The following is a 25,491-nucleotide window of genomic DNA, read 5'->3' as shown; positions in this document are numbered from 1 at the left end:
CTGTGGTGAAGAATAAGCTGTCCGTTTAACGCAGATATCCTATCAACTCCCAAATCGGTAGGAGAATTTTACCAAGAAAATATTTCTGGGATGATCTGTGTATAGATCCATTAGGTTGGATCGAAAGCGGAAGTTGCCGGATTCCTCATAGCCACTTCGGGTTTGAGACCAAACAAAGTATGCTGTTGATCCGGGAATAAATTCCCAGCGGACCACCATGTTTGATAGAAACTCTTTAACGTTGAAGTCGAGATCGGATTTGGATATCTCGTATTCTATATTCCCGTCAGCATTGTCGTCGAATAGGTAGGTGTTCGTGCTATTGTTATATGTCAGCTGGGTTGCATCATATAGGCTAAACCGATCGGTATAGTTTGATGCCTTGACTGCAGTGGCATATTTAAAATTAGAATACTTCCCTGTGGCAATGAATGGTTGTCCCCAATACTGGAGCGACAAATCAGGGGTAATGGAGATGTTGATGCGCAGCGACATGCTGAAGGTTTTCTGCTCAATGCTAGCCAGCAGATATCGATTATCCGATCCAAATGAATAGACATCGATATACTGCAATTCGTTATGGCTATTTGATAGTGATGGCTCTATGCTAATGTTGGTTCGGCTGGAGGGTTTTAATGTAAATGAGGTGTTTATGCCCCACTCTGCTGCGAAATTAGTGGTAAGCCCCCAAGATTTGTAGTAGTTTAGGGAGCCTGAGAACTTCTTTTGTTGGTTCGAGCCGAAGGAACTCCAAAAGTTTACCGATCCGGGTTGCTTAAATGCCGGACCACCCCTCAAAAGGGTATTCGAAGTGCTTTCGAAATCGACATTTGATCCAAATCCAGCATACCAAAAATTCTTGAAGGTGGCGTTTAAATTGATATTCCCCCCTACGCCTAAGAATTTGCCACCATAGTCCCATTTGTTCGATTGGTTGAAGTTAATACTTGCTTTCCTGAATATAGAGAATGGCTGGGGTATTCTATATGCAACCCATAAAACTTCACTAACATCATTAGCTTGGCGCATATATCCAAGATCGTTGACATCAAGCATGGGCGATTTCCATGAGGAAGCAAGCATAAACATAAGCTTTCCGGATGATTTTCCAATCTCGAACTTTCCTCCAGTTCCGGTAAGCTGGGTTCGCGATGAATCTACACTTACATTTCGGGCATCGGGGCGTTGAAAATACCTAGCTGGGGCGGTTTGCGTGTTTGTAATTGCGCTGCTATCGCCCTCTACATGGCTAATGTAGCTGTTCATGCTCACATAGTAGGTCTTGTCTTTCCAATAATGTTTTACATTGATTCCGGCTGTGTGGGCCGATCGGTGTAAATATTTAAGATCTTCAGATGTTATGTCACGAATGGTCGATGTGGCTATTCCTCCAATCTGAGTGTTTCCCCTATTGAAATCTTTCTCAACACGTGCCACTGCATAGTTGGTGAGCGGTTCCACCATAACCATCCGATCGGTACTATTATCCTTGATTTCTGCCATCGTTTTATCGGTTATGCTCTCAAGTATGCCAATCGAAAGTCCATTGGAGCTCTTTCCCGTGATTTTTGCGGCTCCAAGGATGTTGGTAAACTGGGGCATATCGATGTATTCGTTATCGTTGAGATCGGGGTTGTAGTGTGGCTTTCTTCCTATGCGGCGGGAGTAGAAAATGGATTCACTACCCAAATCGCCATCCCCAAACATGAGCGGAAAGTTAAAGATATTCCTTCCCTCAATAAAGAATTGTCGCTTTTCGCTATAGTAGGATTCATATGCCGAAAGGTTGACCTGCGACGGATCTGCTTCTACTTGGCCAAAATCGGGGTTTACCGTTACGTCCATCGTTATATTGTTGGAGATGCCAAGGCGTGCGTCAAATCCTATTTTTGCTGTCTCATTATGCCCCGACTGAAGGAATGGATTGTCTTCCTGTTTCTGGTAATTGTCGGTGAGTGCAACTATGTAAGGCGTTATGCGTGCGGTTCGCTTTGGCATTACGGTGCCTTTCCAATTTAGAATTCCATACTGAGAAACCCAACCCGATTGCTCTTTGTTGGCGGGTTGCCAAAGGCTTGTTTCTTGCGATCGGTAAACGATGCGAGCCAGTTGGAGTCCCCATGTTTGGTTTTCGACAGCCTTAAACCGTAGTTCGGTAAGGGGGATTTTGATCTCTGCAAACCAACCCGATAGGTCGGTAGATGTTTTAACCCACCATATAGGATCCCAGTTGCTATCCTCTTCGCCGTCGTTTGAGATGGCATAGTCGATTTTTGTGCCAGCTGCATTTACCCAGAAGGCAAATGCTGTTCTATGATCGTTGTAACTGTCAAGTTCAATACCTACAGCATCCCCATCGCCTTCATCGCGTCTACTCAATCGGTGTGAGATGCTATCCGGGGATCCATCCTTTGCCCATATGGCGACGTAAATAAAATCGTCGTCGTAAAGAAGTTTAAAGGCTGTTTGTTGATGTGGCTGTTTGTTTTCGAAAGGCCGGAACTGTGTAAATCCTGAAACCCATTCCGCTTCTTTCCATGCATCATCGGATAGTGTCCCGTCTATTGTGGGTGCTATTCCACTAACCCTAGTAATTGATACCTGCTTTTTTTCGTTTGGGGTAGCTATACTGCATAGCGATACCAATACTATAAGGAAGGTTAGTGATGTTTTCTTCATTCTTTGGGCTTAGGGTGAAGGTTGATTTAAGAACGCAAATCACTGCTTCGTGCTGCATCATATTTTCGACTATTGGAGCGGGAAATGCTTACATAGTTTAATGGTAAAACGTTTATTCTTTCATATCTCCTTATCGCATTAGGATAGAATACCTGATAAGTATGATTTTGTCTTGATTAAATTGCGACAAAACAATAAGATAGATGAAGAAAAGTTGTAGATTTGCAAAATTGATTAGCATTGTGAGGAGGAATGTCATTTTCATGGGTGCTCGTTATGTCTTTTTAAACTAAACTTAATACAAACTATGGGGAAACCTCGCGAATCGTGGAGTAAGCAAGACAAGGAAAAGCAGAATCTGAAGAAAAAGAAGGAAAAGGAAGAGCGCAAGATTGAGCGAAAAGCCAATAAGGGCAGTGGGCTTGATGATATGATCGCTTACGTAGATGAAAATGGACAGCTTACTTCTACTCCGCCCGATCCCACACGAAAACTCGAAATCAACATCGAAGAGATTGAAATTTCTGTTCGCAAACAGGAGCCTGGCGAACCTGCCGATTTAATTAGAAAAGGAACTGTTACCTTCTTTAACGATTCTAAAGGCTACGGTTTTATTAAGGATTCAGAAACACAACAATCTGTTTTTGTGCACGTCAACGGTCTTGTTGAAGGCATTAAGGAAAACGATAGAGTTGTATATGAAGTGGAGATGGGACATAAAGGCCCTACCGCTGTAAATGTGAAACTCTTAAAATAAGCAGTTTCTTTTTTGGTGTGGATAAATTATTGCTGGCAATGAGCAGTAAGCTATAACTGGCCTAGTAACCCGAGGAGAGAACTTTGGTTTGTTGCTTGTATTCTTGCGGCAATTTTAGATATAGCATAAAACACAAAAGCCATGCATCATTAGATGTTTGGCTTTTGTGTTTTATATGGAATGCATTAAACCTTAAATTGTTTTGAACTGAGCAGCGGGGTTACTCCATCATTAAAAGGAAAATGGCGGGACGCTTGTGCAGTTCGGGTAGCGCATGTTTCCACTCCTTAACCGTCTTGGTGCAGATATACTCGGTTTCGAGGGTTATGTCTACCGCAATACAAAGCAGCGTGTTGTTACGGCACGTGGAGAGTATGTCGTTAAGAAGCTGCATGTTTCGATATGGCGCTTCAATAAATACTTGGGTCTGCTTTTCGCGTGCCGAGAGTGCTTCTAGGTCGCGCAGTTTTCTTTGGCGCTCAGGTGGTTTAATGGGGAGATAACCTTGAAAGGCAAAGTTCTGTCCATTAAGCCCCGAAGCCATAAGCGAGAGTAGTATAGAGGATGGTCCGGTAAGCGGAACTACTCTGATATTGTTCTCGTGAGCCATTCGCACCAGCGGCGCACCTGGATCGGCAACTGCTGGGGCACCTGCCTCCGAAAGCAAACCAATGTCGACACCCTGCTGAGCCGGTTTAAGCATGGGATAAATAATGGAGTGGTGTGTGTGCTCGTTAAGTTCGAAAAAGGTGAGGCTGTCGATGGGGTTCTTTACTTTAATACTGCTAAGAAAGCGGCGCGCACTGCGCAAATCTTCCACTACAAAACAGGTAAGCGATTGCGCAATCTCAATGGTGTGTATGGGTAGAACGTCAGCCGGATTTCCTTCGCCCAGCGTTGTAGGAATCATATAAAGTTTTCCTGTCATGGTAATGTTTTCGGCAAAGTTAACCCGAATTATTTACAAATTAGGTATATTTGACCTATCGGTTTTTATGCACTCCGAATCGCGAGAACGGTTCACCAATACTATTGAAACGAATGCAATTTATCTATAAGTTAATACTAAATAGAAACTCAATACTTGTTTTTGCCGTAATTCTTGGCCTTGTAGCTGGTGATTTTGCCTCGATATTTCAGCCTTTTTCCTTTTTTGTTCTCGCTGTCACCATGTCTTTCTCGATGACGGGAATAAGGATGCAGTCATTGCTCAATCCAAAGGCTATGTTGGGTCCCATGCTTCTTGGTGCTTTTTTGAACTATGCGGTATTTGGACTAGTTGTTATCTCCCTTGCTTACTTTGTTATGCCTACCGAGAATCTATTCTATGGTTTTGTGGTAATTGCAGCTGCTCCTCCTGGTGTGGCAATTATTCCATTTAGCTACATTCTTAAGGGCGACGTGGAGTATTCGATTGCTGGGGTTCTTGGGGCATTTTTAGCTTCTGTGGTGGTGGCTCCGCTCTTTATAAGTCTTTTTGCTAACCATACCGACGTAAGTTCATATAGTCTTTTTATTCTTATGGTTAAGTTGGTTTTGATTCCTTTGGTCATCTCACGATTCATGCTTTATAAACCCTTATTTCGATACATTGAACCTGTCCGAGGGAAGGTTGTCGATTGGGGTTTTGCTGTTCTTATATTTATTGCTGTTGGCATGAATCGGCAAGTGTTCTTCTCGGCACCAACTATTCTCCTGCTGGTAGGAGGGGTGTTGTTGACGGTTACTTTTGGGTTGGGAACCATTTATAGTCTGATTGCAAAACGAATGGGGATTCAACGTCCTCGGGCAACAACTCAAACCATGCTTGCTACCATAAAGAGTACAGGCTTTTCTGTCTTTACTGCGCTAACACTATTTGGCAAGGAGGCTGCAATACCTTCGGCCGTGATGGCCGTTGTTGTGCTGCTTTACCTTATATTTCTTTCAATAAAGAGTAGTAAACTTAAGATGACAGTATCGTGAGGCTAACATTTTTAGGCACCGGTACCTCCCAGGGCGTTCCGGTTATTGCATGCCCCTGTCCGGTTTGTCAGTCGGATCAGGAGCACGATAAGCGGCTGCGGACCTCTGCTTTGGTGGAAGTGGATGGGGTAACAATCTTAATCGATGCCGGACCCGATTTCCGTCAGCAAATGCTGCGTGCTCACGTTAAGCAGCTCGATGCAATCTTGCTTACCCATGAGCATAAGGATCACATTGGGGGATTGGATGATGTGCGGGCTTTCAACTTTGTAAATCGAAAGCCTATGGATATTTATGCCGAGGATAGGGTTCAGGATGCACTCAAGCAGGAGTATGCCTATGTCTTTGCTGAGAATCGTTACCCAGGTGTTCCAGAGATGAACCTGTTTACTATTGATGGCTATCCTTTCGATATTAATGGTGTTAAGGTAACTCCAATTCGTTGCTTTCACTATAAGATGCCCATATACGGCTTTCGTATCGGAGATCTCACCTACATTACCGATGCCAACTTCATTTCAGAGGAGGAGAAGGAAAAGGTTGTGGGCTCAAAGTATATTGTTGTAAATGCCCTGCGGAAGCAAAAGCATATTTCTCACTTTACACTCAGCGAAGCGTTGAAGTTGGTGCAGGAGTTGAGTCCGCGCAAGGCATTTATTACCCACGTATCGCACCAATTGGGATTTCATGCAGATATACAAGCAGAGCTCCCACGCAATGTGGTGTTGGCTTATGATGGGTTGGTGGTGGATATATAACAATATGCCAATCGAAGGGATCTTTAAGAATTTGTCTTAAGTGCTTTTTGCTAATTATGTTCGTTACGATATATCTGGATGCTGCCAAAACTTAATCCAGTTCGATTTGCCTGAAGTAAGCATATATAGCAAGAGGAGCATCACACCAAGAGCCGCACTAAGCCCTATTTTTCGACCCACAACTCCGCCTACAAAATAATTGGTGCCTATAATCAGCACCAAAAAAAGAACTCCTCCTGCGTTTCCAATAATGTTGTAAGTGATGTTGCCGCCACACACGAAGTGAAACTCTTCTTCCTCCGAAGGGACGGTAAACTCTTTACTACCACTCCAATTCAGCCAGATCTTTACCTTGTCGCCAGCCGATACAGATAGTTGTATCTCTTCGCCAATCTTGAGTTCGGCAACCTGCTGGTTGTTTACCATTACCTTATAGGGTAGGTGTGCATTCATTCGCTCCTTATTCCTTTTTATGGTTATGGTTGGCATGTTGTTTTTTTTAAAATGGGTGCACTAAAATAGCAAGAAAAATTAGTTGTTGGCGTGTTGCCTTTTTTATACCTTGCCCATAATAAAACTCAAACCATGAAGCAACGGATACTTCTCTTCGCAACCATTATTCTGATTGGATGCAACCATGCTCCGCAAGGGTCTAATCACTTAGACTCGGCTACAACTACTCGGCAAATAATCGTAATGCATCCCACTGTAAATAACCTTAAGACGTTTCTCTATCTTACTGAAAATGCTCTGTTCCCTTTGCCAAAGGATTATAGGGTGGTGGGGGTTTACCATGCGAAGGAGATTTATGACTACAAAAAGGCACAAAAGTTCATCGACGAGCAGGGTTTGAGTAACGTATCCCTGCTAAAGGTTGATAATGTTATTTGCGCCGATAGTTTATATGCCAAGAACAGTTGTACGGAACTCTTTACCAAACTTTTTAATGAGTCACAGGGTGCGATCTTCTTTGGCGGTCCCGATATTCCCCCTTTTACCTATGGTGATTCCACCAACCTGCTGACCGTTGTAACCGATCCCAACCGACACTATATGGAACTCTCTTTCCTGTTTCAACTCCTTGGCGGGAATCAAAACGTAGGATTTAAACCGCTAATGGATGAAAAACCTGATTTTCGCATTCTTGGGATATGCTTGGGTATGCAAACTATGAATGTGGCAACAGGTGGAACGCTCTATCAAGATATTCCGACCGAACTATACGGAAAGCGAAGTGTTGAATCGGTATTGGCCATGGATGCAAACCAGCAACATCGAAACTACAACACAAACTTCACTGACGATACGTCCTTGATTTGGGGTGGCTTTCATCAGATTTATGTAGTTCCTGGGGCAAAAATCGTAAGCTTACTTTCGGTAAATGGCGTAAGGCCTTTTGTGCTTAGCAGTCATCATCAAAGCGTAAAGAAGTTGGGAATGGGGCTAAGGGTTGCTGCTTGGTCGATAGATGGGAAGGTTGTGGAGGCCATTGAGCATAATCGGTTTCCTAATGTTATTGGACTACAGTTTCATCCTGAACCAACACTGCTTTACGAGCGTGGCATTAAAATAAAGATACAGTCGAATAAGCCCGCCGAGCAATCCTTTGAGGAACTTTATCCCGGGGAAAAGGGTGCGTCGTTTCATATAGCATTTTGGGCAATGATGGGGGAGATGTATAAGTAATGTGATAAAGCGTTCCATTGTGTTCTGTCTGGCGGAGGCGTTAGAATGTATATACATTCAGTTGGATATGTATGATGGGGCCAAAACCGAATCATATAAATGCACTAATGATGGGGTGTTTGCTATATCAAGAATAAAGACCAGGTAAGTGCTTGTGCCGATTGGACAAAGTCGTTGGAGCAGGGCAATTCGCTTGCATCAATATATATCGACAAATACTGCCGGAAGTGATAAGATGCTTTGCGTTTTATTGTTATAAATTGAGGCGTAGGAGCTATACACTGGAATCATTCGATGTATGGAGAGCAACTTCCTTTCTGTTCAGATACTCAATTCGGAGCATCAGCAAAAGGAGTAGTCCTGTGCATGCCACGGCGCGAATAGCGTAAACCGAGGCAAGGGTTCCTTTACTCGAGAAAAGCGAAATTCCGGCTACAGCAGACATGGCAAGCCACACAGTGAAAGATTCGGTGTTTTTACGCTCGATGAGCATGCGGCGAACCACAGGAAAGTAGGCAATAACCATAATGGTTTGCACTGCAATATTCGTTATAAAGTGGTTGTGGGTAAATGCCCAAAAAACCACTACGAGTATTACTGCCGCAAGACATCCTAAGTCGAAGCGGGTAAAGCGGGAACTTTTTTCTCCTCTAAATAGCACGAAAGCCATAACAACGGAAACAAGCACTAAATCGGAAGTGTTCAGGATGTTATCCATAGGTTTAAAGTTGCCATCGGCGAGGTAAGTGGCTAGGCTAATGGCTACTGCTACCACAAAGAAAAGCCACATGGCTAGGGCCGGTTGGATTTTATTTTTGTAAATGAGATAACAGTATTGTATGTTGATAGCGGTATTGATAACCAGAACGATAATTGCAGAAAGAGTCATGGTGTAAACTCGATTATTGGAAGGCCAAACTTACATGTTTTTTAAAAATCATGATGCCTATTATTGCGTAATAATTAGGAGTTCGTGTAGGATTAATTGATCGGATTGTCACACCGTTTTTTGCTCAACCATGTCGAAAACTATACCGGCAGCATCGGCAATCACCTTGCGGCAGATTATTTTGTGGTGCTTCCGTTCGGCAACTTCAGCTTCGCTGGCGTGCTTTTTTAGAAGTTCATAACAGTTGCTCGTGCCATGGATATCTTCAACCAAGCGATTGAGGTCGCGTACCCTTTTGTATGCGGCAAGCTTGGTGGTCATGTCCTTGGGGTCGGTATTGCCATAGGCGAGCCCAAGCACCATAAATCCACCGGTAACGGCACCGCATGTCTGACGTAAGCGGCCCATTCCTGCCCCAAATGTGGAAGATATAAGCTTAGCGGTATGCTCATCGAGATTGTAGGATGGTGCAAATGCAAGTAAGATGGATTGCGAACAGGCATATCCCTGATCGAAATATTGGAGGGCACTATTGATTGTTTCTTCTTTGGTCATGCGACTATAAATAAAAAAGGATTGACGGACATCCCGTCAATCCTTTTGGTCTTTATAAAAAAGGTTATGCTTGCGAAACAGCAACAGCCACGGCAACCGAAGCGCCTACCATTGGGTTGTTTCCCATACCAATCAATCCCATCATCTCTACGTGAGCAGGAACCGAGGAGGAACCGGCAAACTGAGCATCGGAGTGCATACGGCCCATGGTGTCGGTCATGCCGTACGAGGCAGGACCCGCAGCCATGTTGTCGGGATGCAAAGTGCGGCCAGTGCCACCACCCGAAGCAACTGAGAAATACTTTTTACCTTGCTCTATGCACTCTTTCTTGTAGGTGCCAGCAACAGGGTGTTGGAAGCGGGTTGGGTTGGTAGAGTTTCCTGTGATGGAAACATCCACACCTTCACCGTGCATGATGGCAACGCCTTCGCGAACATCATCGGCACCGTAGCAGTTTACCTTAGCCTTATCGCCTGTAGAGTATGCGGTGCGTGCAACCTCATGAACAATGCCGGTTGCATAGTCGAACTTGGTTTGAACGTAGGTGAAACCGTTTACACGGGCAATGATCTTTGCAGCATCCTTGCCTAATCCGTTAAGGATAACGCGTAGAGGCTCTTTGCGAACGCGGTTTGCCGATTTGGCAATACCGATAGCACCTTCGGCCGCAGCAAACGATTCGTGTCCAGCAAGGAACGCAAAACACTTGGTCTCCTCACGGAGTAGCATCGCGGCAAGGTTTCCATGGCCCAACCCAACCTTACGGTCGTCGGCAACCGAACCCGGGATGCAGAAGGCCTGAAGGCCGATGCCTAGGGTTGCAGCAATTTCGGCTGCATTGGTTTGTCCTTGTTTGATGGCAATAGCTGCACCTACAATATAGGCCCACATGGCGTTCTCAAAAGCAATGGATTGAACATCCTTCACAATTTTGTATACATCCACACCTTTGTCGTCGCAAATTTTCTTGGCTTCTTCAATTGAGGAAATTCCGTAAGAATTCAACACTTCGTTGATCTTGTTGATTCTCCTGTCGTAACTTTCAAATAATGGCATATCTATCTCCTCCTATTCTTTGCGTGGGTCAATTACTTTTACTGCTTCATCCATACGGCCATACTTGCCCGATGCTTTAAGCAGTGCTTCGTTGGCGTCGGTGCCGGCTTTAATCATGTCCATCATGCGGCCGAGGTTCATGAATTCGTAGCCAATAATTTCGTTGTTGGCATCAAGTCCAATCTTTGTAACGTATCCTTCAGCCATTTCGAGGTAGCGAGGACCCTTAGCCATGGTTCCATACATGGTTCCTGTTACGCTGCGTAGACCTTTTCCAAGATCTTCGAGACCGGCGCCAATTGGCAGTCCGCCTTCGGAGAAGGCCGTTTGGGTACGACCGTAAACGATTTGGAGGAATAGCTCGCGCATAGCGGTATTAATGGCATCGCAAACTAGGTCGGTATTGAGAGCTTCTAGAATCGTTTTGCCGGGAAGAATTTCAGCCGCCATTGCTGCCGAATGGGTCATGCCTGTGCAACCGATAGTTTCTACTAGCGCCTCTTGGATAATACCTTCCTTAACATTCAGTGTGAGCTTACAAGCACCCTGTTGAGGAGCGCACCAACCAACACCGTGGGTCAAACCCGAAATGTCCTTTACCTCTTTCGCCTTAACCCATTTACCTTCCTCTGGAATGGGAGCAGAGCCATGATTTGCACCCTGAGCGACGCAGATCATACCTTCAACTTCGTGTGAATACATCATACAATCTAATTTTGAATTTGAAATATTTCTAGAACGAATGCGGTGATTCGTTTTTGTGATTCGTTTTCAATAGTAATGCTCTTTATATCTTTTCCCAGATGACAGGTTAATCGGTAATGTTACTTTTACTTCCTTTTTTGTAGAGCACGATGTTGGCTTTCTCCTCCGTTATCATGCACCCGTTTTTTATCTTTTCGAAGTAAGGCAAGATGGTTTTGGTGAACTTTTCAATCTTCTCCGATTCATCCAGAATTTCAACTACAACGGGCAGTTTTTCTGAGATATCCCAGAACTTTGTTGAACTTATTGCGCTGCTTCCACCGTAACCAATAATACCTTTCAAAACCGTTGCTCCAGCAAGACCATATCGTTTGGCCGCAAAAACTATTACTTCGTAGAGTGGTGCATGCTTAAACTTATCGGTATTGCTAATAAAAATCCGTAACAACTTTGCTTCGCCCTTGATTTCCATAGCTAAAATATCTTAGTGGTTATGTTGCCCAGATAGGTTGCCATTAATCCTAAAAACACGCTTAGTCCGGTATACATTGCAACATAAAAGAAGTTCCCATCCTTGAGCATCGAAACGTTTTCGTAGGTAAATGACGAGAAGGTGGTGAACCCTCCGCAGAAACCAACCGTAAGGAATATGCGCAACTCGGTGCTCATGAAGCTGGTTCGTTCCGAAATACCAAAAAACAAGCCAATAAGAAAACAACCCAGAATGTTTACAACAAAAGTGCCGTATGGAAACCCTGACAATACTGCACTTTGAATGTATCGTGCTGTGATAAAGCGGGAAACGCCCCCGATAAAACTGCCTGTGCCAATGATTAGGATAAGCTTTAACATACAAAGTTTACTTCTACTTTTGCGTTGATCTATAAAGTTGTAAGTCGGAGTTATCTGCTTCCGTTAGGTAAATAAGGGATAATTCCACAGCCCAGCAAAAGTAAGGAAAAAATGCAATTAATTGTCCTGTCTGTATAAGTTTTGCTTGCAAACGATTGCATAAAGCGTTGTAGACGAATGTATATTGGCATAATGTGGTAACAAACAAATAATGCTGGCTTTTTAAATCATCATTCATAGGTAATGTTTTTATTAGTGGGGAGGTATGTGACCTTTGATCTGAATAGTGTTTTTTCGCTGGCTATTTTGATGTATTTGTCGAAGCGCAGCTAATTGCTGCTGTTTTATATAGACTTTATCCAAATAAAGGTCGAAATGGTCGAAGGAATTGCAAACCTCGTCATATCGCAGTAATTTTATCGGTGATTAATGACGTGAAAACAAATACCAACTAATTCATTATAAGCAATGGTAATACTTTCGGGAACAGAGACTGAGAAAAATCTCCTCAAGGCATTCGCTGGGGAATCACAGGCTAAGAATCGCTATACCTACTATGCGGAAATCGCAAGCGAAGAGGGCTTTGAGCAAATTGCTGACCTATTTATTGAAACTGCATTTCAAGAAGAGCAGCATGCAAAAGTATTCTTCTCTTTCCTCGAAGGAGGAATGGTTGAGATTACGGCTTCCTATCCAGCCGGCGAACTAAGCACCACCGAAGAAAATCTTAAGGCTGCAGCCAATGGCGAGCATGAGGAGTGGACTACTCTCTATCCGCATTTTGCCGAGGTGGCTGAGAAGGAAGGGTTTAAGAAGGTTGCAACCGCATTTAAACTTATTGCGAAGATTGAGGCCGAGCATGAGGCTCGTTATCGCAAGTTGCTCGAGCGTGTTGAGGTCGATAAGGTATTTGAGCGCGAAGAGGCTATCGACTGGGTTTGCACTATTTGTGGACACGTTCACCATGGAAAGAAGGCGTTGCAAAACTGTCCTGTTTGTAGCAATCCTCAGGCTTACTTCGAAGAAAAAGCCACCAATTTTTAGGCTACAGTATCGAGTAAAATAGTGAGGGCCTCCCGCGTGGAGGCCCTCTTTTTGTTCAACTCGAGCAGAATTTCTACTGAGTGGTATCGTGGACTTGAGGTTTTGCTTGAGTAACTTTTCTGACTTTAAAAGGATGATTCAATCCTTGCTTGAAAACCTCGTTCTAGTCCCACTTGTATTGCGCTAGTAGCGTTTCTACTCGTAACTATGCGCAAGGTAGTGCATGTAAAAGGCAAAGTCAAGTATATGCCTAACTTTTTTATGAAAATTGGTGTAATTTTTTCTTAGGTCAAAAGAGGTGGGTAAAAAACGAGGCCCTGTCGTCTTCAGGGCCCCTTCTGGTTCTACTCGAGCAGAATTTCTACTGAGTGATATTTTGGACTTGAGGTTTCATGACCGCAATTATCTAACCGACTAAAATTAAATTAACCCTTAGATAAAACCCCTTCCGTTTGTCCCGTGTTTTACTGTGCTACTAGTAGTATTTCTACTCTGCATGCAAGTTATAACTTTGGGGAAGTAAAGTCAAGATAATCTTGAACTTTTTTCTACATGTTCGTGTAATAGTTTCTAGACTTCACTTATTGAATTAGTTGTGTTTTTTTTCTGTAGCATTCTAACGCCTCTTCAACAAATGCGCCGAAAGTCCGCTTGTTGGTCACCCCTTAAAAAATGAGGCCCTCTGAATGAGGGCCTCTTGATCTATACCTGAGTAGAATTGCTACTGAGTGATTTCGTGGACGAGGGATGCTTTCTTAGAATTTATTCTTAAATCGTCGTTAACATTTTGTATTCACTAACCAAAACAAAGTAACTGCATTCCCTATTCTCTGTCCGTCTAGTTGTAACGTTTAGTAGTATTTCTACTCTGCATGCAAGATACAACATTAGGGAAGCGAAGTCAAGTATAATCCCAATTATTTTTCATCCGTTCGTGTAATTGTTTTTATTTTCTTAGAAATGAGAATGATGTGGTGGTGTTTAAATGCTATTTTTCGTTTATAAAGAGCAATATGAAATGGAATGTTACCTATTAGCAAAAAAAATGAGGCCCTCTGAATGAGGGCCTCTTGGTTTATACTCGAGCAGAATTTCTACTGAGTGATCTCGTGGACTTGGGTAGCGCAAAGAAAAATTAAAAGAAACGATTTTAGTTAATTTTGAATACTTGTGATTCCTAATCTATTATCATCTTTTTAAACCTTATGTTAATTCGCTAACCCTTTATACCGCCCTTGTTATTATTGAACTTAGTAGTGTTTCTACTCTGCATGCAAGATATACTATGGATAAGACGAAATCAAGTAAAATCGCAACTATTTTTCATTCGTTCGTGTAATATTTTGAATATTTCAAATAATGAGACAGTTATGTTTGCCTCTTTTGTATAGAGATATAAAAACCCCAATACATTTACCGTGCTAAAGGAAAACTTGTAATTTTGACCTCGCCTTTTATCTTCGATTTATCTATAGTAAAAGTATGAGATTCCATTCCGGCGTTCCCGAATTCCCCTTTCTGCTAAGGTATATAGCCTTTGGTGCACTTACTCGCGGCAAACAGTCGGCCTTCGATCACAAATATTTCTCGAAACGGCATTTTCCTGCTACTGGAGGTTCTGAGTTTGCCTATCAGCTGGATACTTCCATGGCAGCGATTCGCATTCGGCATAACGCCATAGATACCACCCTTGATCAGCTGCTCGAATCGTCTGATACACTCACTTTTCTAATGATCAGGGACGGCAAAATAGTTTATGAGCGCAATTATGGCCAGGCAGACACATCTACTCCGTTGCTCAACTTTTCTGTAACAAAAACGATGGTGGCCTCCTTGATTGCTTTGGCCATTCATGACGGACTTATAAACAGAATCAATGATCCCATTGGTGATTATTTGCAAGATATTCCCGATTTTGTGAAGCGGAGAACTATCCAAAGTTTGATGGATATGGAGACAGGCATTCGTTATACTACGCACCGTAAGCCTTCGAGTGATATGATCAAAATGTGGTTTCATCGCGATATTCGCTCGCTGCTTAAGAATTTGCAACCTTCGGAGGAGAACGATATGTTCCTCTACAACGATTTACATCTTCATCTTTTGATGTATTTGCTTGAGCAGCTGGTGGGCGATGTTTCTGATTACTTCTACCGAAAACTCTGGCAGCCGCTTTCCCCCGAATCAGATGCTTTTTGGGGGCTCGATAGTTCCTCCTCCGGTTTTCTGAAAGGCGATGGAGGATTTGTGGCTTCTGCTCGTGACTTAGCCCGTTTTGGATTGCTCTACCTAAACAACGGCGTATCCAATGGTAAGCAAATCCTCCCCTTTGAATGGTGCAATGCAATGGGCAAAAAGGGCAATAGCCGGATGGACAAGGAGTATTTCGACTTATACCGACAAAAGGGACATGCTTGGTATAATCAGTGTTTCGTTAACGAGCGCACATGGTACCGTAACTTCTGGTGGCAAATAGATCAGGGCAAGGAGCGTAACGATTTCTTTGCTATGGGAATATTGGGGCAGTTTGTTTATGTTTCTCCATCAACGAACACGGTTGTGGTTCGCCAAGGCAACTCCTGGGGCCTCGACGGCTGGTGGCCGGGAATACTTGAGAAGGTTGTGAATGGTTAAAAGGTGAAAGTTAAAGGGTGGTTACCATTTTTAGCATTTTTCTTGGCAACACTCTTCTTCTTGAGTTTCTATTTCAAGGGTTACGTGGTTGTAGCCATTGGCAATCAGTAACTCCTTAAGGTTTTTCTTTAGCGTGATATGTTCCTCTAGGTTGAGGGAGGTGGAAACTACAACATGGAGCGTTAGTATCTTGTAGTCTCCATCCATAGACCAAAGGTGAACGTCGTGAATATCCTGAACATGAAGATTGCTCATGATAAGTGCTTTTATTTCGGCAATGGCATCATTATCAGGAACGCCTTGGAGGAAAATCTTTAGGCCAGTGCGTAGGTTTTTGTACACGTTGGAGAGTACCCACAGGGTGATGGCAATGGAAAGTATTGGGTCCAGAACCGTCCATCCGGTAAACTTAATCAGGATGGCCCCAACCAATACCGCCGCCCAACCAAGTACATCCTCGAGTAGGTGAAGTCGGGCCGCCCTCTCATTGAGCGACTTTCCATAGGAGAGTTTGTATGCAGCCACTCCATTTACGAGCAGGCCAACAATCGCCAACCAGATCATTCCGGTTGCGTTGGTCTCTTCGGGCGCAAAGAGGCGGGGAATGGCAACCGAAATCACATATGCTGATCCTGCAAGCAGCAATACTGAGTTTATCATCGCGGCGAGGATGGAGAATCGTCCATAGCCATACGAAAACTTCCGATCTCTACCCCGCTGCGATAGTTTTTGGAAATACCAAGCCAGTCCAAGTGCAATGGTATCGCCCAAATCGTGCAGGGCATCGGAGATAATTGCAACACTATTGGTGTAAAACCCACCTACAATTTCTACAATTGTAAAGAAGAGGTTCAACCAGAATGCTACTTTTATGTTGCCGGTTGCGTGGTTATGATCGTGATGGTGCTTTTCCATATGAAAATACGGTTATGCTTGACAAACCGTTAATGCTGTAATTTGTTTTGTGGCGAGCCCCCTTTTCCTGTTAAAGACAGTGGGAGTGTAGTATTGCACCACACCCCATTTGTTGTAGCTAGTGAATTGATTGTTGAAAAAGAGTTCGTTTGCTCGTAAATGTCCGCTCATTTTCTACATCTTCAATTGTTTTAGCCAGAGGATCGCCCAAGAGTCTATGTCCGTTTTCTGTAATTAGGAAATCCTCCTCGTTGCGGAGGCCACCAAAGTTCCTGTATTCCTCAAGTTTGTCGTAGTTAAGGAATTCTGCGTGTCGCTTTTCCCCTTTCCACAGGTCGATTAGTGCAGGGATGAAGTAAATACCCGGCTCAATGGTAAGAACAAACCCTGGCTTTAGCGGGCGAGCAAGCCTTAGCGATTTTATTCCGAAAAGCGTACTCTTTGGCTTTCCTTCATAGCCAACGTAAACTTCGCCGAGATTTTCCATGTCGTGCACATCGAGCCCCATCATGTGGCCTAAGCCGCAGGGGAAGAACATCGCGTGTGCCCCTGCTTCTACAGCATTGTCGACGTTGCCGCGCATCAAACCAAGGTCTTTCATGCCTTGAGCAATGGTTTTGCATGCCAGCATATGGATGTCTCGAAAGGCTACACCCGGTTTCAGCGCATTTACTGCTGTCGTATGGGCGTCGAGGGCAACTTGGTAGATGTCCTTTTGGCGGGAGGTGAAGGATTTTCCAACGGGAAAAGTGCTACTCATATCTCCGGCATAGCCCATGACTGTTTCGGCTCCGGCGTCTAGCAGGAATAGGTCCCCATCCTTTATGATGTTGCTGTGGTTGTGGTTGTGTAAGGTTTGTCCGTTGATGGTGGCAATGATGGGAAAGGAAAGGTTTCCGTTGGACGCCAGGGCCACACTTGCTACCATCGCTGCAATATCACTCTCGCGCATGCCGGGCTGAGCAAAGCGCATGGCAGTGCGGTGCATCTCCACGGTTACGTTTGCTGCTTTTTCTATCTCCATCACCTCTTGATCTTCCTTGATGGCTCGCTGTTCCACAACGGCACGTATCATTTGCGTAGAGGTGTGTTTGGGTTGCTCGTCGGGATTAATGCCAAGCAACTTAAATAGTTTGATTTGATTTTCGGGACGATAAGGGGACAGGAAGTGTATGGTGCGATTCTTCAATTGGGCACTGCGAAGGTAGTCGGATAATGCAGATAGCGGTCTCACATCGGTAATTCCTGTGGCATGAGCTTTTTCGCGCAACGAAGGTTGGGTTCCCATCCATACGATAAGGTCGATGGTGAGCTCGTCGCCGAAGAGGATAGTGCGGTTTTCGTCGATATCAATAATAGCGGCGAGGCTTGGGGTATTAAGCCCAAAGTAGTAGAGGAAACTGCTGTCCTGTCTAAAGTGGTAGGTGTTGTCGGCATAGTTCATGGGGCTCTCCTCGTTGCCAAGAAAGAGCATGATGCCTGTTGGAATGCTTGGAATCAGGGAATTCCGCCTCCGTGTATAGGTTTGATTGCTAAACATAATTGTATTGGCTTTTATTGTCGGTATTTACCGGCAAGTGTTAGAGAATAGATGTCGTTTGAAGTTGAGGAGTGGGCCGCTAGCAGATCCAGCAGGCAAAAAGACACTTGTAGGAGTGATATACTTGTCGAAGGGGAGATGGAGTAGTTGCCATCGCTAAAGTTGTTTTGGTAAATCTATGAATTTATTTCGAAAATGGAATAGCCACCGGGAGTGATAATTATGCAAGTCTGTAATTATTACTACCTTTGGCCCTTCATAATCGTAACTATTTAATAGCAGTTGACGCGGTTTTTCGCCATTGAGACGCTTGGGAATTATGCGATTATCGATTTACGTTAAAAACAATCACATTGGAAAAGTTTGAGATTATTGCCAAAACCCTCTTCGGCTTCGAACAGCTGCTGGCCGATGAGCTTCGTGAAATCGGCGCCACCGATATTGAAATTCTAACTCGTGCCGTGAAGTATAGGGGCGATAATGCGATCCTCTACAAAAGCAACCTGTTGCTGAGAACTGCCATAAAGATACTGAAGCCAATTGCCAGCTTCAATGCGAAAAATGAGGATGAGTTTTATGATAAGGTAAAGAGAATTGATTGGTCTGAGTATATGACCACCGAGGATACTTTGGCCATTGATGGTATTACCTTTAGCGATGTCTTTACCCATTCGCAATACATCGCGCTGCTGACCAAGGATGCCATCGTGGATCAATTCCGCGACAAGACAGGTGTTCGACCAAATGTAGAACTCGAGAACCCCAACCTTCGTGTAAACGTACATATTGCCGATACTACAGTTTCCATATCACTCGATAGCAGTGGAAAGTCGCTGGGAAAGCGGGGATATAAGACCGAACAAAACGCAGCACCGCTAAGCGAGGTGATGGCTGCCGGTATCATCAAACTTTCGGCTTGGGACACCACTCGTCCATTCATCGATCCTATGTGTGGCTCGGGAACTATTCCAATTGAAGCAGCCCTAATTGCCCGTAATATCCCCGTTGGAAATTTCCGCCACTTCACCTTCGAGAACTGGAAGGATTTTGATTTATCCTTATGGGAAGCGATTAAACGCGAGGCCAACGCTGCGATTGTCCCATTCGATGGAAAGATTATGGGTTTCGATATTGATCCTAAATCTGTGCAAATATCGCGCGACAATGCCAAACGTGCCGGCGTGGATGATATTTTTACCGTGGAGCACATGGACTTCTTCGAGACCAGCCCCGGGTTCGACAATGCGCACTTGGTGATGAATCCACCCTACGGCGAACGCCTCGAGGAGAAAGAGGACATGATTGACCTTTACAAAGCCATTGGCGACCACTTTAAGCAGCACTACAACGGCTGCGATGCATGGGTTTTGAGTGGAAACCTCGAAGCTATCAAGTTTATTGGATTACGTCCATCGCGCAAAATATGGCTCTACAACGGCCCCATTGAGTGTAAGCTCCACAAGTTCGAAATGTACAGGGGCAGCAAAAAGGCCTCGAAGCAGGAGAGCCAGGAGTAGTCGCTATTCAGATATTATATGAGGGTATTTGCTGGTGAGCAGATACCCTTTTTTTGTTGCGGTTGTGTTGTTACGTCTTGCTTGTTATGTCGCTGAGCATGCTCGGTACCTCAAAACGATTTCAGTTTGTCCTGCTGAGCATGCTCGGTACCTCAAAACGATTTCACTTTGTCCTGCCGAGCATGCTCGGTACCTTGAAATGAATTCACTTTGCCTTGCCGAGCACGCTCGGTACCTCAAAACGATTTTCATTAACCTTACTGAGCAATGTTTCTATAGGATTGTGCAGCCCTGCACCTTACCTACTTCGTCCTTCCGACTATAAATACTATCTTTATCCTTCAATTCAGAATAGATGTCGAAGCTCGTTGTATATAAAGCCTCTGCCGGTTCGGGGAAGACTTTTCGCCTTGCCGCCGAATACCTTAAGCTGGTACTGGCCGACCCTATGGCCTACAAAAAGATTCTGGCTGTTACCTTTACCAATAAGGCAACCGGGGAGATGAAGGCGCGCATTTTGGGGGAACTTAATCGTCTATCCAAGGGCGAACCTTCCAATTTGGCCAGTGAGGTTGCCTTGGCGATGAATATTTCGCTCGGCGTTCTTTCCGAAAGGGCCAAGAAGGTGCTGAGTCTTATTCTGCACGACTATTCCCGCTTTTCGGTATCCACTATCGACAGTTTTGTGCAGCGCGTGGTGCAGAGTTTGCTATGGGAGATAGGGCAGGAGGGGAACTTCAATCTGGAACTCGATGAGATGCCTGTGCTGGAAAAGGCGGTGGACGATCTGCTCGATTCTGCTTCGGAAAATCCGGAGATGCTCCAGTGGCTTTACAGGATGGCGCAAGGAAGGGTAAGCGATGGTCAATCGTGGGATGTCCGCGAATCGCTGGTATCTCTTGGTCGGCAGCTTTTTACCGAGAGCTTTCGCACCATGGATCAGGCCGAGGTGGCGCAGTTTACCGATAGAGCACGCGTAGAGCAGCTACAAAAGGAACTCGACAAGCTTTGTTTCGATGTGGTAGGAACGCTCAACGTGTTGGGTAAGCAGGGAATGGATGCCATAACTGGCAACGGGCTCGTTTATGGCGATTTCTTTCAGGGCGAAAAGGGTCCCTTTGCCTTCTTTCGAAAGTTGGTGGCATTATCCATAAAGGATGAGCTGCTCCCAGCGGCAAACAGCTATGTCGCTAAGATGAGGGACGAACCGTCTGGCGAGGGTTGGTGCTCCGGCACAGCCAAGAAGGATTCGGGTAAGAAGAGCATGATTTGCAGTATAGTTCCTGCTACGCTTCACCCTGCCTTGGTTCATGCCATTCTCGTTATCGAGAGCCAGAATGCTGTTTGGTGCAGCGCTCGTTTGCTTCAGAAGCATCTCGATTCGCTGGCCCTGCTAGCCGATATCTGGAATAAGATTCGCCAACAGGCCAAGGACGACGGATTTCTACTGATTTCTGATACCACCATGCTTCTGCGCGAGTTTGTTAAGGATAGCGATACCCCTTTTGTGTATGAGAAAACGGGCATGCGCTACGCCAACTATATGATTGACGAATTTCAGGATACCTCCAGCGTGCAGTGGGGTAACTTTATGCCGCTGGTTTCGAACAGCCTTGCCGAGGATAACTTCAGCATGGTGGTGGGCGACGTAAAGCAGGCCATTTACCGCTGGCGTGGCGGCGACTGGCGTATTCTTGCTCAAGGGTTGGCCGAGGATCTATCCGTATTTGGCGTAGACGAGGAGCCGCTCAATAGCAACTATCGTAGCTTACCCGCGGTGGTAAACTTCAATAATCGTTTTTTCTCAAAGGTGGTAGAGTCGGCGGCGGCGCGCATCAAGCGCGAGAATATAGCCATGCCGTTTGATTTGGGTGAACGGTTATCTTCGGAACTAACGGGTGCCTATGCTCAGGTGGAACAAAAATCTGCTGTTAACGACAGTGCTACCGGCTATGTGCGCGTTGATTTCCTCCCGGTTACCGGCAGGAGCAACATGACCGAAGCGGTGGCCGAGGAGTTGCCAGCCTTGGTGGAGAGCCTTCAGGCGCGTGGCTACCTTCCTGGTGATATTGCCATTTTGGTTCGCCGAAATACCGATGGACAAGCCGCTGCCGATATGTTGCTCTCGCACAAGCGACGGAATCCCCACAGCCCCTACAGCTTCGATGTGGTGAGTCAGGATGCCTTACGGCTCTCCTCCTCCCCGGTGGTGCGCTTTGGCGTGGCCGCACTTGGGTTGGTGGTGAATCCTACCGATGGTGTGTCGCGCGGTGTTATGCTTCGTGAGTTGGCAATTCTGAGAAAGGATAGCGAATCCATTGTTTGGCATACCTGTTTTACCGAAAAGATTTACGAGGATATAACCGATTGGCTGGCCACCCTCAGAACCCTTCCCGTTCAGGAAGCGCTGGAGGAGATCATCAACCACTTTGAACTGAATCTGCTCAAGGGGGAGTTGGCCTTCCTCACCGAACTGCACGAGCAGGCCACCAACTTCTCGCGCAAGGGAAATCCAGACATTAGCCGTTTCCTGCAGTGGTGGGAGAAGAAGGGTGTAAATCTAGGCCTCTCCGTTCCCGAAAAGCAGTCGGCAATTACCATAATTACAATTCACCGTTCCAAGGGGCTTCAGTTTCCGGTAGTAATTATTCCTTTCTTCTCATGGTCCATTGAGCATAAGAGCGGCAGCTACCTATGGGTTAGCCACGATAAACCTCCGTTTAACCTTCTTCCTAAGTATCCCATTAAAACTTCGAAGTTGGCCGAAAGCAGCCTCTTTGCCGATCAGGTGGCCGAGGAGAAGTTGCGCGCCATGGTAGATACCCTCAATATGGTATACGTGGCCTTTACGCGACCCGAACGCGAGCTCTACATCTTTGCTCCGGCTAGGGATAAGGAGAAGGTTAATGGCGATCAGAAGGTCGAGAATGCTTCCCATCTGTTGGATGAGGTGTTGTTTGCCCCCAATAGCGATGTGATGGTGGAAGCAGCAAGGGTAATGACCACCGGCGAGGAGATCTCTAGTTTTGAGGCGGGTGTGCTCGAGGTGCCTAAGTTTACTCGAAAGGGTGATACCGTGACGCGTCAACCAATGGAGAGTTACCCCTCGGGTAAGGTGCCGCGGGGTATTCGCCTAAATCTGGAGGCAACCGATTTCTTTCTTCCCGAGCCCTCGAAAAAGGTGGTGGTAGTGGGACACGGTAAGTTGATGCACGAGTTGTTGGCCAATATTACCCACCGCGAAAAGCTCCCTGAGGCCATCGATGCTTTTGTTCGAGAGGGACGCGTACCATTAAACGATGCTGCAATGTTGAGCGAAAGCCTTACAGCGAAGCTATCTGTTGAACCATTTGCCGGCTGGTTCTCGGGCGAGTTTACCATAAAGGCCGAGGCTACCATTCTAACGCCCGACGGTCGCACCTACCGACCCGATAGGGTAATGGTGAAGGATGGCGCCGCCGTGGTTGTCGACTTTAAGTTTGGGCACGAGGATGCCTCGCATGCCAAGCAGGTGAGGAGTTATGCTGCCTTGCTAACCCAGATGGGATACTCACCCGTTTCGGGCTACGTGTGGTATGTGGAGCGGGATGAACTGCAGCAGGTGGTTGGATAATGTGTCAATGTGCCCTTGGACATTAACGATTGTGAGTGAGATAGTTTTGTCGATGTTGAAAAGGCTCTAGCCGATTAGGCAGAAGGCGATAGCAGAAAACATATAGGAATTGCATCCAGCTTAACCAAGTAAAACGTTGTATTGAGTTTGATTAATCAGTGTAACTCTGAGGCACCTTTGGCAGATATATTTGTATCTCTCTTTTCGTCGTTTATGTAAATGCTTGCATTTTTTCTTTATTAAGAATTTGTACAAATCTGTGTAATCTGTAGTGAATCCTATTCGTATCCATCCTTTAACGTGATCCTTTTAACCTCTTCGATTTGCCAAGCCGCAGAATAGCACTATCTTTGCCCTCTAATAAAAATGACAACAGTGACTTTCGACGAACTAAATTTATCCACGCCGCTGCTCAACGCCCTTAACGATGCAGGCTATGAGAATCCTACGCCTATCCAAGTTAAGGTTTTTCCCGTTATCATGTCGGGCCGAGATGTGGTTGGAATTGCACAAACCGGAACAGGAAAAACGCTTTCATATCTTCTTCCATTGCTGCGCATGCTTCCTTTTTCGGAACAGCGTCATCCCCGGGTACTGATAGTTGTTCCTACCCGTGAACTTGTAATACAGGTTGTTAAGGAGTTAGATATGCTCACCAAGTATATGACCATACGCAAGTTGGGCGTGTATGGCGGAACCAATATAGTTACCCAAAAGCAGAAGGTTTACAACGGTGTGGATGTGCTAGTAGCTACTCCCGGTCGTTTGGTCGATCTTTCGTTGAGTGGAATTCTTCGCTTGCAATCGATTCAGAAGTTGGTTATCGACGAAGTGGACGAAATGCTTAACCTAGGGTTTCGTACGCAGCTCATCAACCTGATCGATGCATTGCCTCCCCGTCGCCAGAATCTTATGTTCTCGGCAACCCTTTCGGAGGACGTAAGCAATCTTATTAATACTTTTTTCTCCGAACCGGAGAGGATTGAGGTGGCTCCGCACGGAACACCCCTCGAGCAAATTATTCAGCGGGCTTACCATGTGCCCAACTTCTATACCAAAATTAACTTTCTGGAATACCTGCTCAACCGCGATGAGGAGATGACAAAGGCGCTCGTCTTTGTTGAATCCAAGAAGATGGCCGATAAGGTTTACGATCATCTCGTAAAGAGTTACCCCGATATTATTGGCGTTATCCACTCCAACCGTTCGCAGAACCAGCGTTTCAGCGCTGTTCGCCACTTGGAGGAGGGAAGTATTCGTGTACTAATTGCCACCGATATTGTAGCTCGTGGATTGGATATTAGTGGGGTTACCCACGTAATAAACTTTGATACACCCGATGTTCCAGGCGATTACATTCACCGTATTGGACGAACTGGTAGGGCCGATAAGGTGGGTATTGCCATCACCCTTATAAACGAAGTGGAGCAGCCTTACCAAGCGGCCATTGAAAAGATGATGAAGAAGAAAATCCCACTTCTTCCGCTACCCGAAGATCTTACCATCTCTCAGGTTTACACCGAGGAGGAGCGACCTAAGCTGTTCGATAAGAACTACGTTAAGAATCCTAAGCGCAGCGCATTGAGTTCTGCCTTCCACGAGAAGAAGGATAAGAACAAGAAGATCAATCTTGGGGGTCCCGGTAGGCGTAACCCTAAGTTTGGGAAAAAGAATACCAACCCAGAGTTGGATGCACCTAAGTATAATCGGAAGATAAAGTTCTAAGGATATTCCCACAGGAAATTTGTAATAGAAACGGACGCGATTATTTGCGTCCGTTTCTATTATGTTATGAATGGCATATTACGTCACGGTTTATCAGCGCAACCTACCGTTATCTACCGACGGATCGAACGAGCAATGGGCCAAATAAGAACGAAAGAAGAATTAAACTGTAGTGCTAAAGTAACTAAAAGAGGGAGGTGCCGAAAGGTGTCTCTTCTTTACTTGTAATATGTTCTTTTACTTATAATTATAGTGTATAACCTTAAATCCGCAGGTCGATTGCTAGGTTTTAAATCTTAGCGTATTTAGGTTTGCTTGGTGGATATTTTGCCATTTTTTTGGTTCGACATAGCCCTTCTTTGCGTCACTTCTTCCGTTTTTCGCTCCCCCTATGGTTTGCAACTTCCTTTTTTGGAAGCCTGCAACAATAAAAACCGTAACGAACCGTAAGTGTCAGGTATTCAATTACTAGCTATTGAGGCGCGGGCATACCTTTCCCATTGGGCACAGCAGCGTGGCCGCTTCACTCCAGCAGCAGGTGGTATTTCTTGGCCGAAAAGAGCTTTAGGATGCGCTGTCGTCCCCGCATTATCCACTTGG

At 45.2% G+C, this 25,491-nt stretch carries 20 protein-coding genes; 9 read left to right on the top strand and 11 right to left on the bottom strand.

What is annotated here, in order from left to right:
- Positions 1-42: 42 nt before the first annotated feature.
- The gene (locus BLS65_RS06050; protein ID WP_092436955.1) at positions 43-2,679 is read right to left on the bottom strand and encodes a DUF5916 domain-containing protein; all 2,637 of its coding nucleotides are present in this window, start codon (positions 2,677-2,679) and stop codon (positions 43-45) included.
- Positions 2,680-2,986: 307 nt separating this feature from the next.
- On the opposite strand from BLS65_RS06050, the gene BLS65_RS06045 reads away from it, so the two are divergent.
- Entirely contained in the window at positions 2,987-3,436 is a 450-nt protein-coding gene (locus BLS65_RS06045) for a cold-shock protein (protein ID WP_092436953.1), read from the top strand.
- Positions 3,437-3,656: 220 nt separating this feature from the next.
- Here the strand turns inward: BLS65_RS06045 and BLS65_RS06040 are convergent, their stop codons facing one another.
- On the bottom strand, positions 3,657-4,364 hold the full coding sequence (locus tag BLS65_RS06040) for an SAM-dependent methyltransferase (protein WP_092436951.1): 708 nt from the start codon (positions 4,362-4,364) through the stop codon (positions 3,657-3,659).
- 113 nt (positions 4,365-4,477) lie between these two features.
- On the opposite strand from BLS65_RS06040, the gene BLS65_RS06035 reads away from it, so the two are divergent.
- Complete coding sequence (locus tag BLS65_RS06035) at positions 4,478-5,401, top strand: bile acid:sodium symporter family protein (protein WP_092436948.1); 924 nt, start codon at positions 4,478-4,480, stop codon at positions 5,399-5,401.
- Positions 5,398-6,159, top strand: a complete 762-nt coding sequence (locus BLS65_RS06030) for an MBL fold metallo-hydrolase (RefSeq protein WP_092436946.1) — start codon at positions 5,398-5,400, stop codon at positions 6,157-6,159. Before BLS65_RS06035 ends, BLS65_RS06030 begins: the two co-directional genes overlap by 4 nt.
- Before the next feature lie 63 nt (positions 6,160-6,222).
- Here BLS65_RS06030 and BLS65_RS06025 read toward each other — a convergent pair whose 3' ends face one another.
- The gene (locus BLS65_RS06025) at positions 6,223-6,648 is read right to left on the bottom strand and encodes a hypothetical protein (RefSeq protein WP_092436944.1); all 426 of its coding nucleotides are present in this window, start codon (positions 6,646-6,648) and stop codon (positions 6,223-6,225) included.
- Positions 6,649-6,744: 96 nt separating this feature from the next.
- On the opposite strand from BLS65_RS06025, the gene BLS65_RS06020 reads away from it, so the two are divergent.
- Positions 6,745-7,845, top strand: coding sequence for a gamma-glutamyl-gamma-aminobutyrate hydrolase family protein (locus BLS65_RS06020; RefSeq protein WP_092436941.1), 1,101 nt, complete (start codon positions 6,745-6,747; stop codon positions 7,843-7,845).
- A 274-nt stretch (positions 7,846-8,119) separates the two neighbouring features.
- Here the strand turns inward: BLS65_RS06020 and BLS65_RS06015 are convergent, their stop codons facing one another.
- From BLS65_RS06015 to crcB, 6 genes are all read right to left on the bottom strand, one after another.
- Positions 8,120-8,734, bottom strand: coding sequence for a hypothetical protein (locus BLS65_RS06015; RefSeq protein WP_092436939.1), 615 nt, complete (start codon positions 8,732-8,734; stop codon positions 8,120-8,122).
- A 108-nt stretch (positions 8,735-8,842) separates the two neighbouring features.
- Positions 8,843-9,289: a C-GCAxxG-C-C family protein gene (locus BLS65_RS06010; protein WP_092436937.1), complete on the bottom strand. Its 447-nt coding sequence runs from the start codon at positions 9,287-9,289 to the stop codon at positions 8,843-8,845.
- Positions 9,290-9,353: 64 nt separating this feature from the next.
- On the bottom strand, positions 9,354-10,346 hold the full coding sequence (locus tag BLS65_RS06005) for a GGGtGRT protein (RefSeq protein ID WP_092436935.1): 993 nt from the start codon (positions 10,344-10,346) through the stop codon (positions 9,354-9,356).
- A gap of 12 nt (positions 10,347-10,358) precedes the next feature.
- Complete coding sequence (locus BLS65_RS06000; RefSeq protein WP_092436933.1) at positions 10,359-11,051, bottom strand: iron-sulfur cluster assembly scaffold protein; 693 nt, start codon at positions 11,049-11,051, stop codon at positions 10,359-10,361.
- A gap of 106 nt (positions 11,052-11,157) precedes the next feature.
- A complete protein-coding gene (locus BLS65_RS05995) occupies positions 11,158-11,523 on the bottom strand; it encodes a DUF190 domain-containing protein (protein ID WP_092436931.1) in 366 nt (121 codons plus the stop codon).
- Positions 11,524-11,525: 2 nt separating this feature from the next.
- Positions 11,526-11,903, bottom strand: coding sequence for a fluoride efflux transporter CrcB (crcB, locus tag BLS65_RS05990; RefSeq protein ID WP_092436929.1), 378 nt, complete (start codon positions 11,901-11,903; stop codon positions 11,526-11,528).
- Positions 11,904-12,371: 468 nt separating this feature from the next.
- On the opposite strand from crcB, the gene rbr reads away from it, so the two are divergent.
- Together rbr and BLS65_RS05980 are read left to right on the top strand one after the other, a co-directional pair.
- Positions 12,372-12,947, top strand: coding sequence for a rubrerythrin (rbr, locus tag BLS65_RS05985; RefSeq protein ID WP_092436927.1), 576 nt, complete (start codon positions 12,372-12,374; stop codon positions 12,945-12,947).
- A gap of 1,482 nt (positions 12,948-14,429) precedes the next feature.
- The gene (locus BLS65_RS05980) at positions 14,430-15,581 is read left to right on the top strand and encodes a serine hydrolase domain-containing protein (RefSeq protein ID WP_092436925.1); all 1,152 of its coding nucleotides are present in this window, start codon (positions 14,430-14,432) and stop codon (positions 15,579-15,581) included.
- A gap of 30 nt (positions 15,582-15,611) precedes the next feature.
- On the opposite strand, the gene BLS65_RS05975 is transcribed toward BLS65_RS05980, so the two are convergent.
- Together BLS65_RS05975 and BLS65_RS05970 are read right to left on the bottom strand one after the other, a co-directional pair.
- Positions 15,612-16,496, bottom strand: a complete 885-nt coding sequence (locus tag BLS65_RS05975) for a cation diffusion facilitator family transporter (protein ID WP_092436923.1) — start codon at positions 16,494-16,496, stop codon at positions 15,612-15,614.
- A gap of 118 nt (positions 16,497-16,614) precedes the next feature.
- Positions 16,615-18,036, bottom strand: coding sequence for an aminopeptidase P family protein (locus tag BLS65_RS05970; protein WP_092436921.1), 1,422 nt, complete (start codon positions 18,034-18,036; stop codon positions 16,615-16,617).
- A gap of 353 nt (positions 18,037-18,389) precedes the next feature.
- Here BLS65_RS05970 and BLS65_RS05965 point away from each other — a divergent pair, with 353 nt between their 5' ends.
- From BLS65_RS05965 to BLS65_RS05955, 3 genes are all read left to right on the top strand, one after another.
- Complete coding sequence (locus tag BLS65_RS05965; protein WP_092436919.1) at positions 18,390-19,553, top strand: THUMP domain-containing class I SAM-dependent RNA methyltransferase; 1,164 nt, start codon at positions 18,390-18,392, stop codon at positions 19,551-19,553.
- A gap of 355 nt (positions 19,554-19,908) precedes the next feature.
- Positions 19,909-23,166 (top strand): UvrD-helicase domain-containing protein, encoded by a 3,258-nt coding sequence (locus BLS65_RS05960; RefSeq protein WP_092436917.1) that lies wholly within the window; start codon positions 19,909-19,911, stop codon positions 23,164-23,166.
- A 366-nt stretch (positions 23,167-23,532) separates the two neighbouring features.
- Positions 23,533-24,891 carry a DEAD/DEAH box helicase gene (locus tag BLS65_RS05955; protein WP_212590505.1) on the top strand — a complete coding sequence of 453 codons (1,359 nt, stop codon included), beginning with the start codon at positions 23,533-23,535 and terminating at the stop codon, positions 24,889-24,891.
- The last annotated feature ends 600 nt before the right edge of the window (positions 24,892-25,491 follow it).

Source organism: Williamwhitmania taraxaci (genome assembly GCF_900096565.1).
GTDB lineage: Bacteria > Bacteroidota > Bacteroidia > Bacteroidales > Williamwhitmaniaceae > Williamwhitmania > Williamwhitmania taraxaci.
The sequence above is the reverse complement of the archived record's forward strand: the minus strand, read 5'-3'. Positions and strand labels throughout refer to the sequence as shown.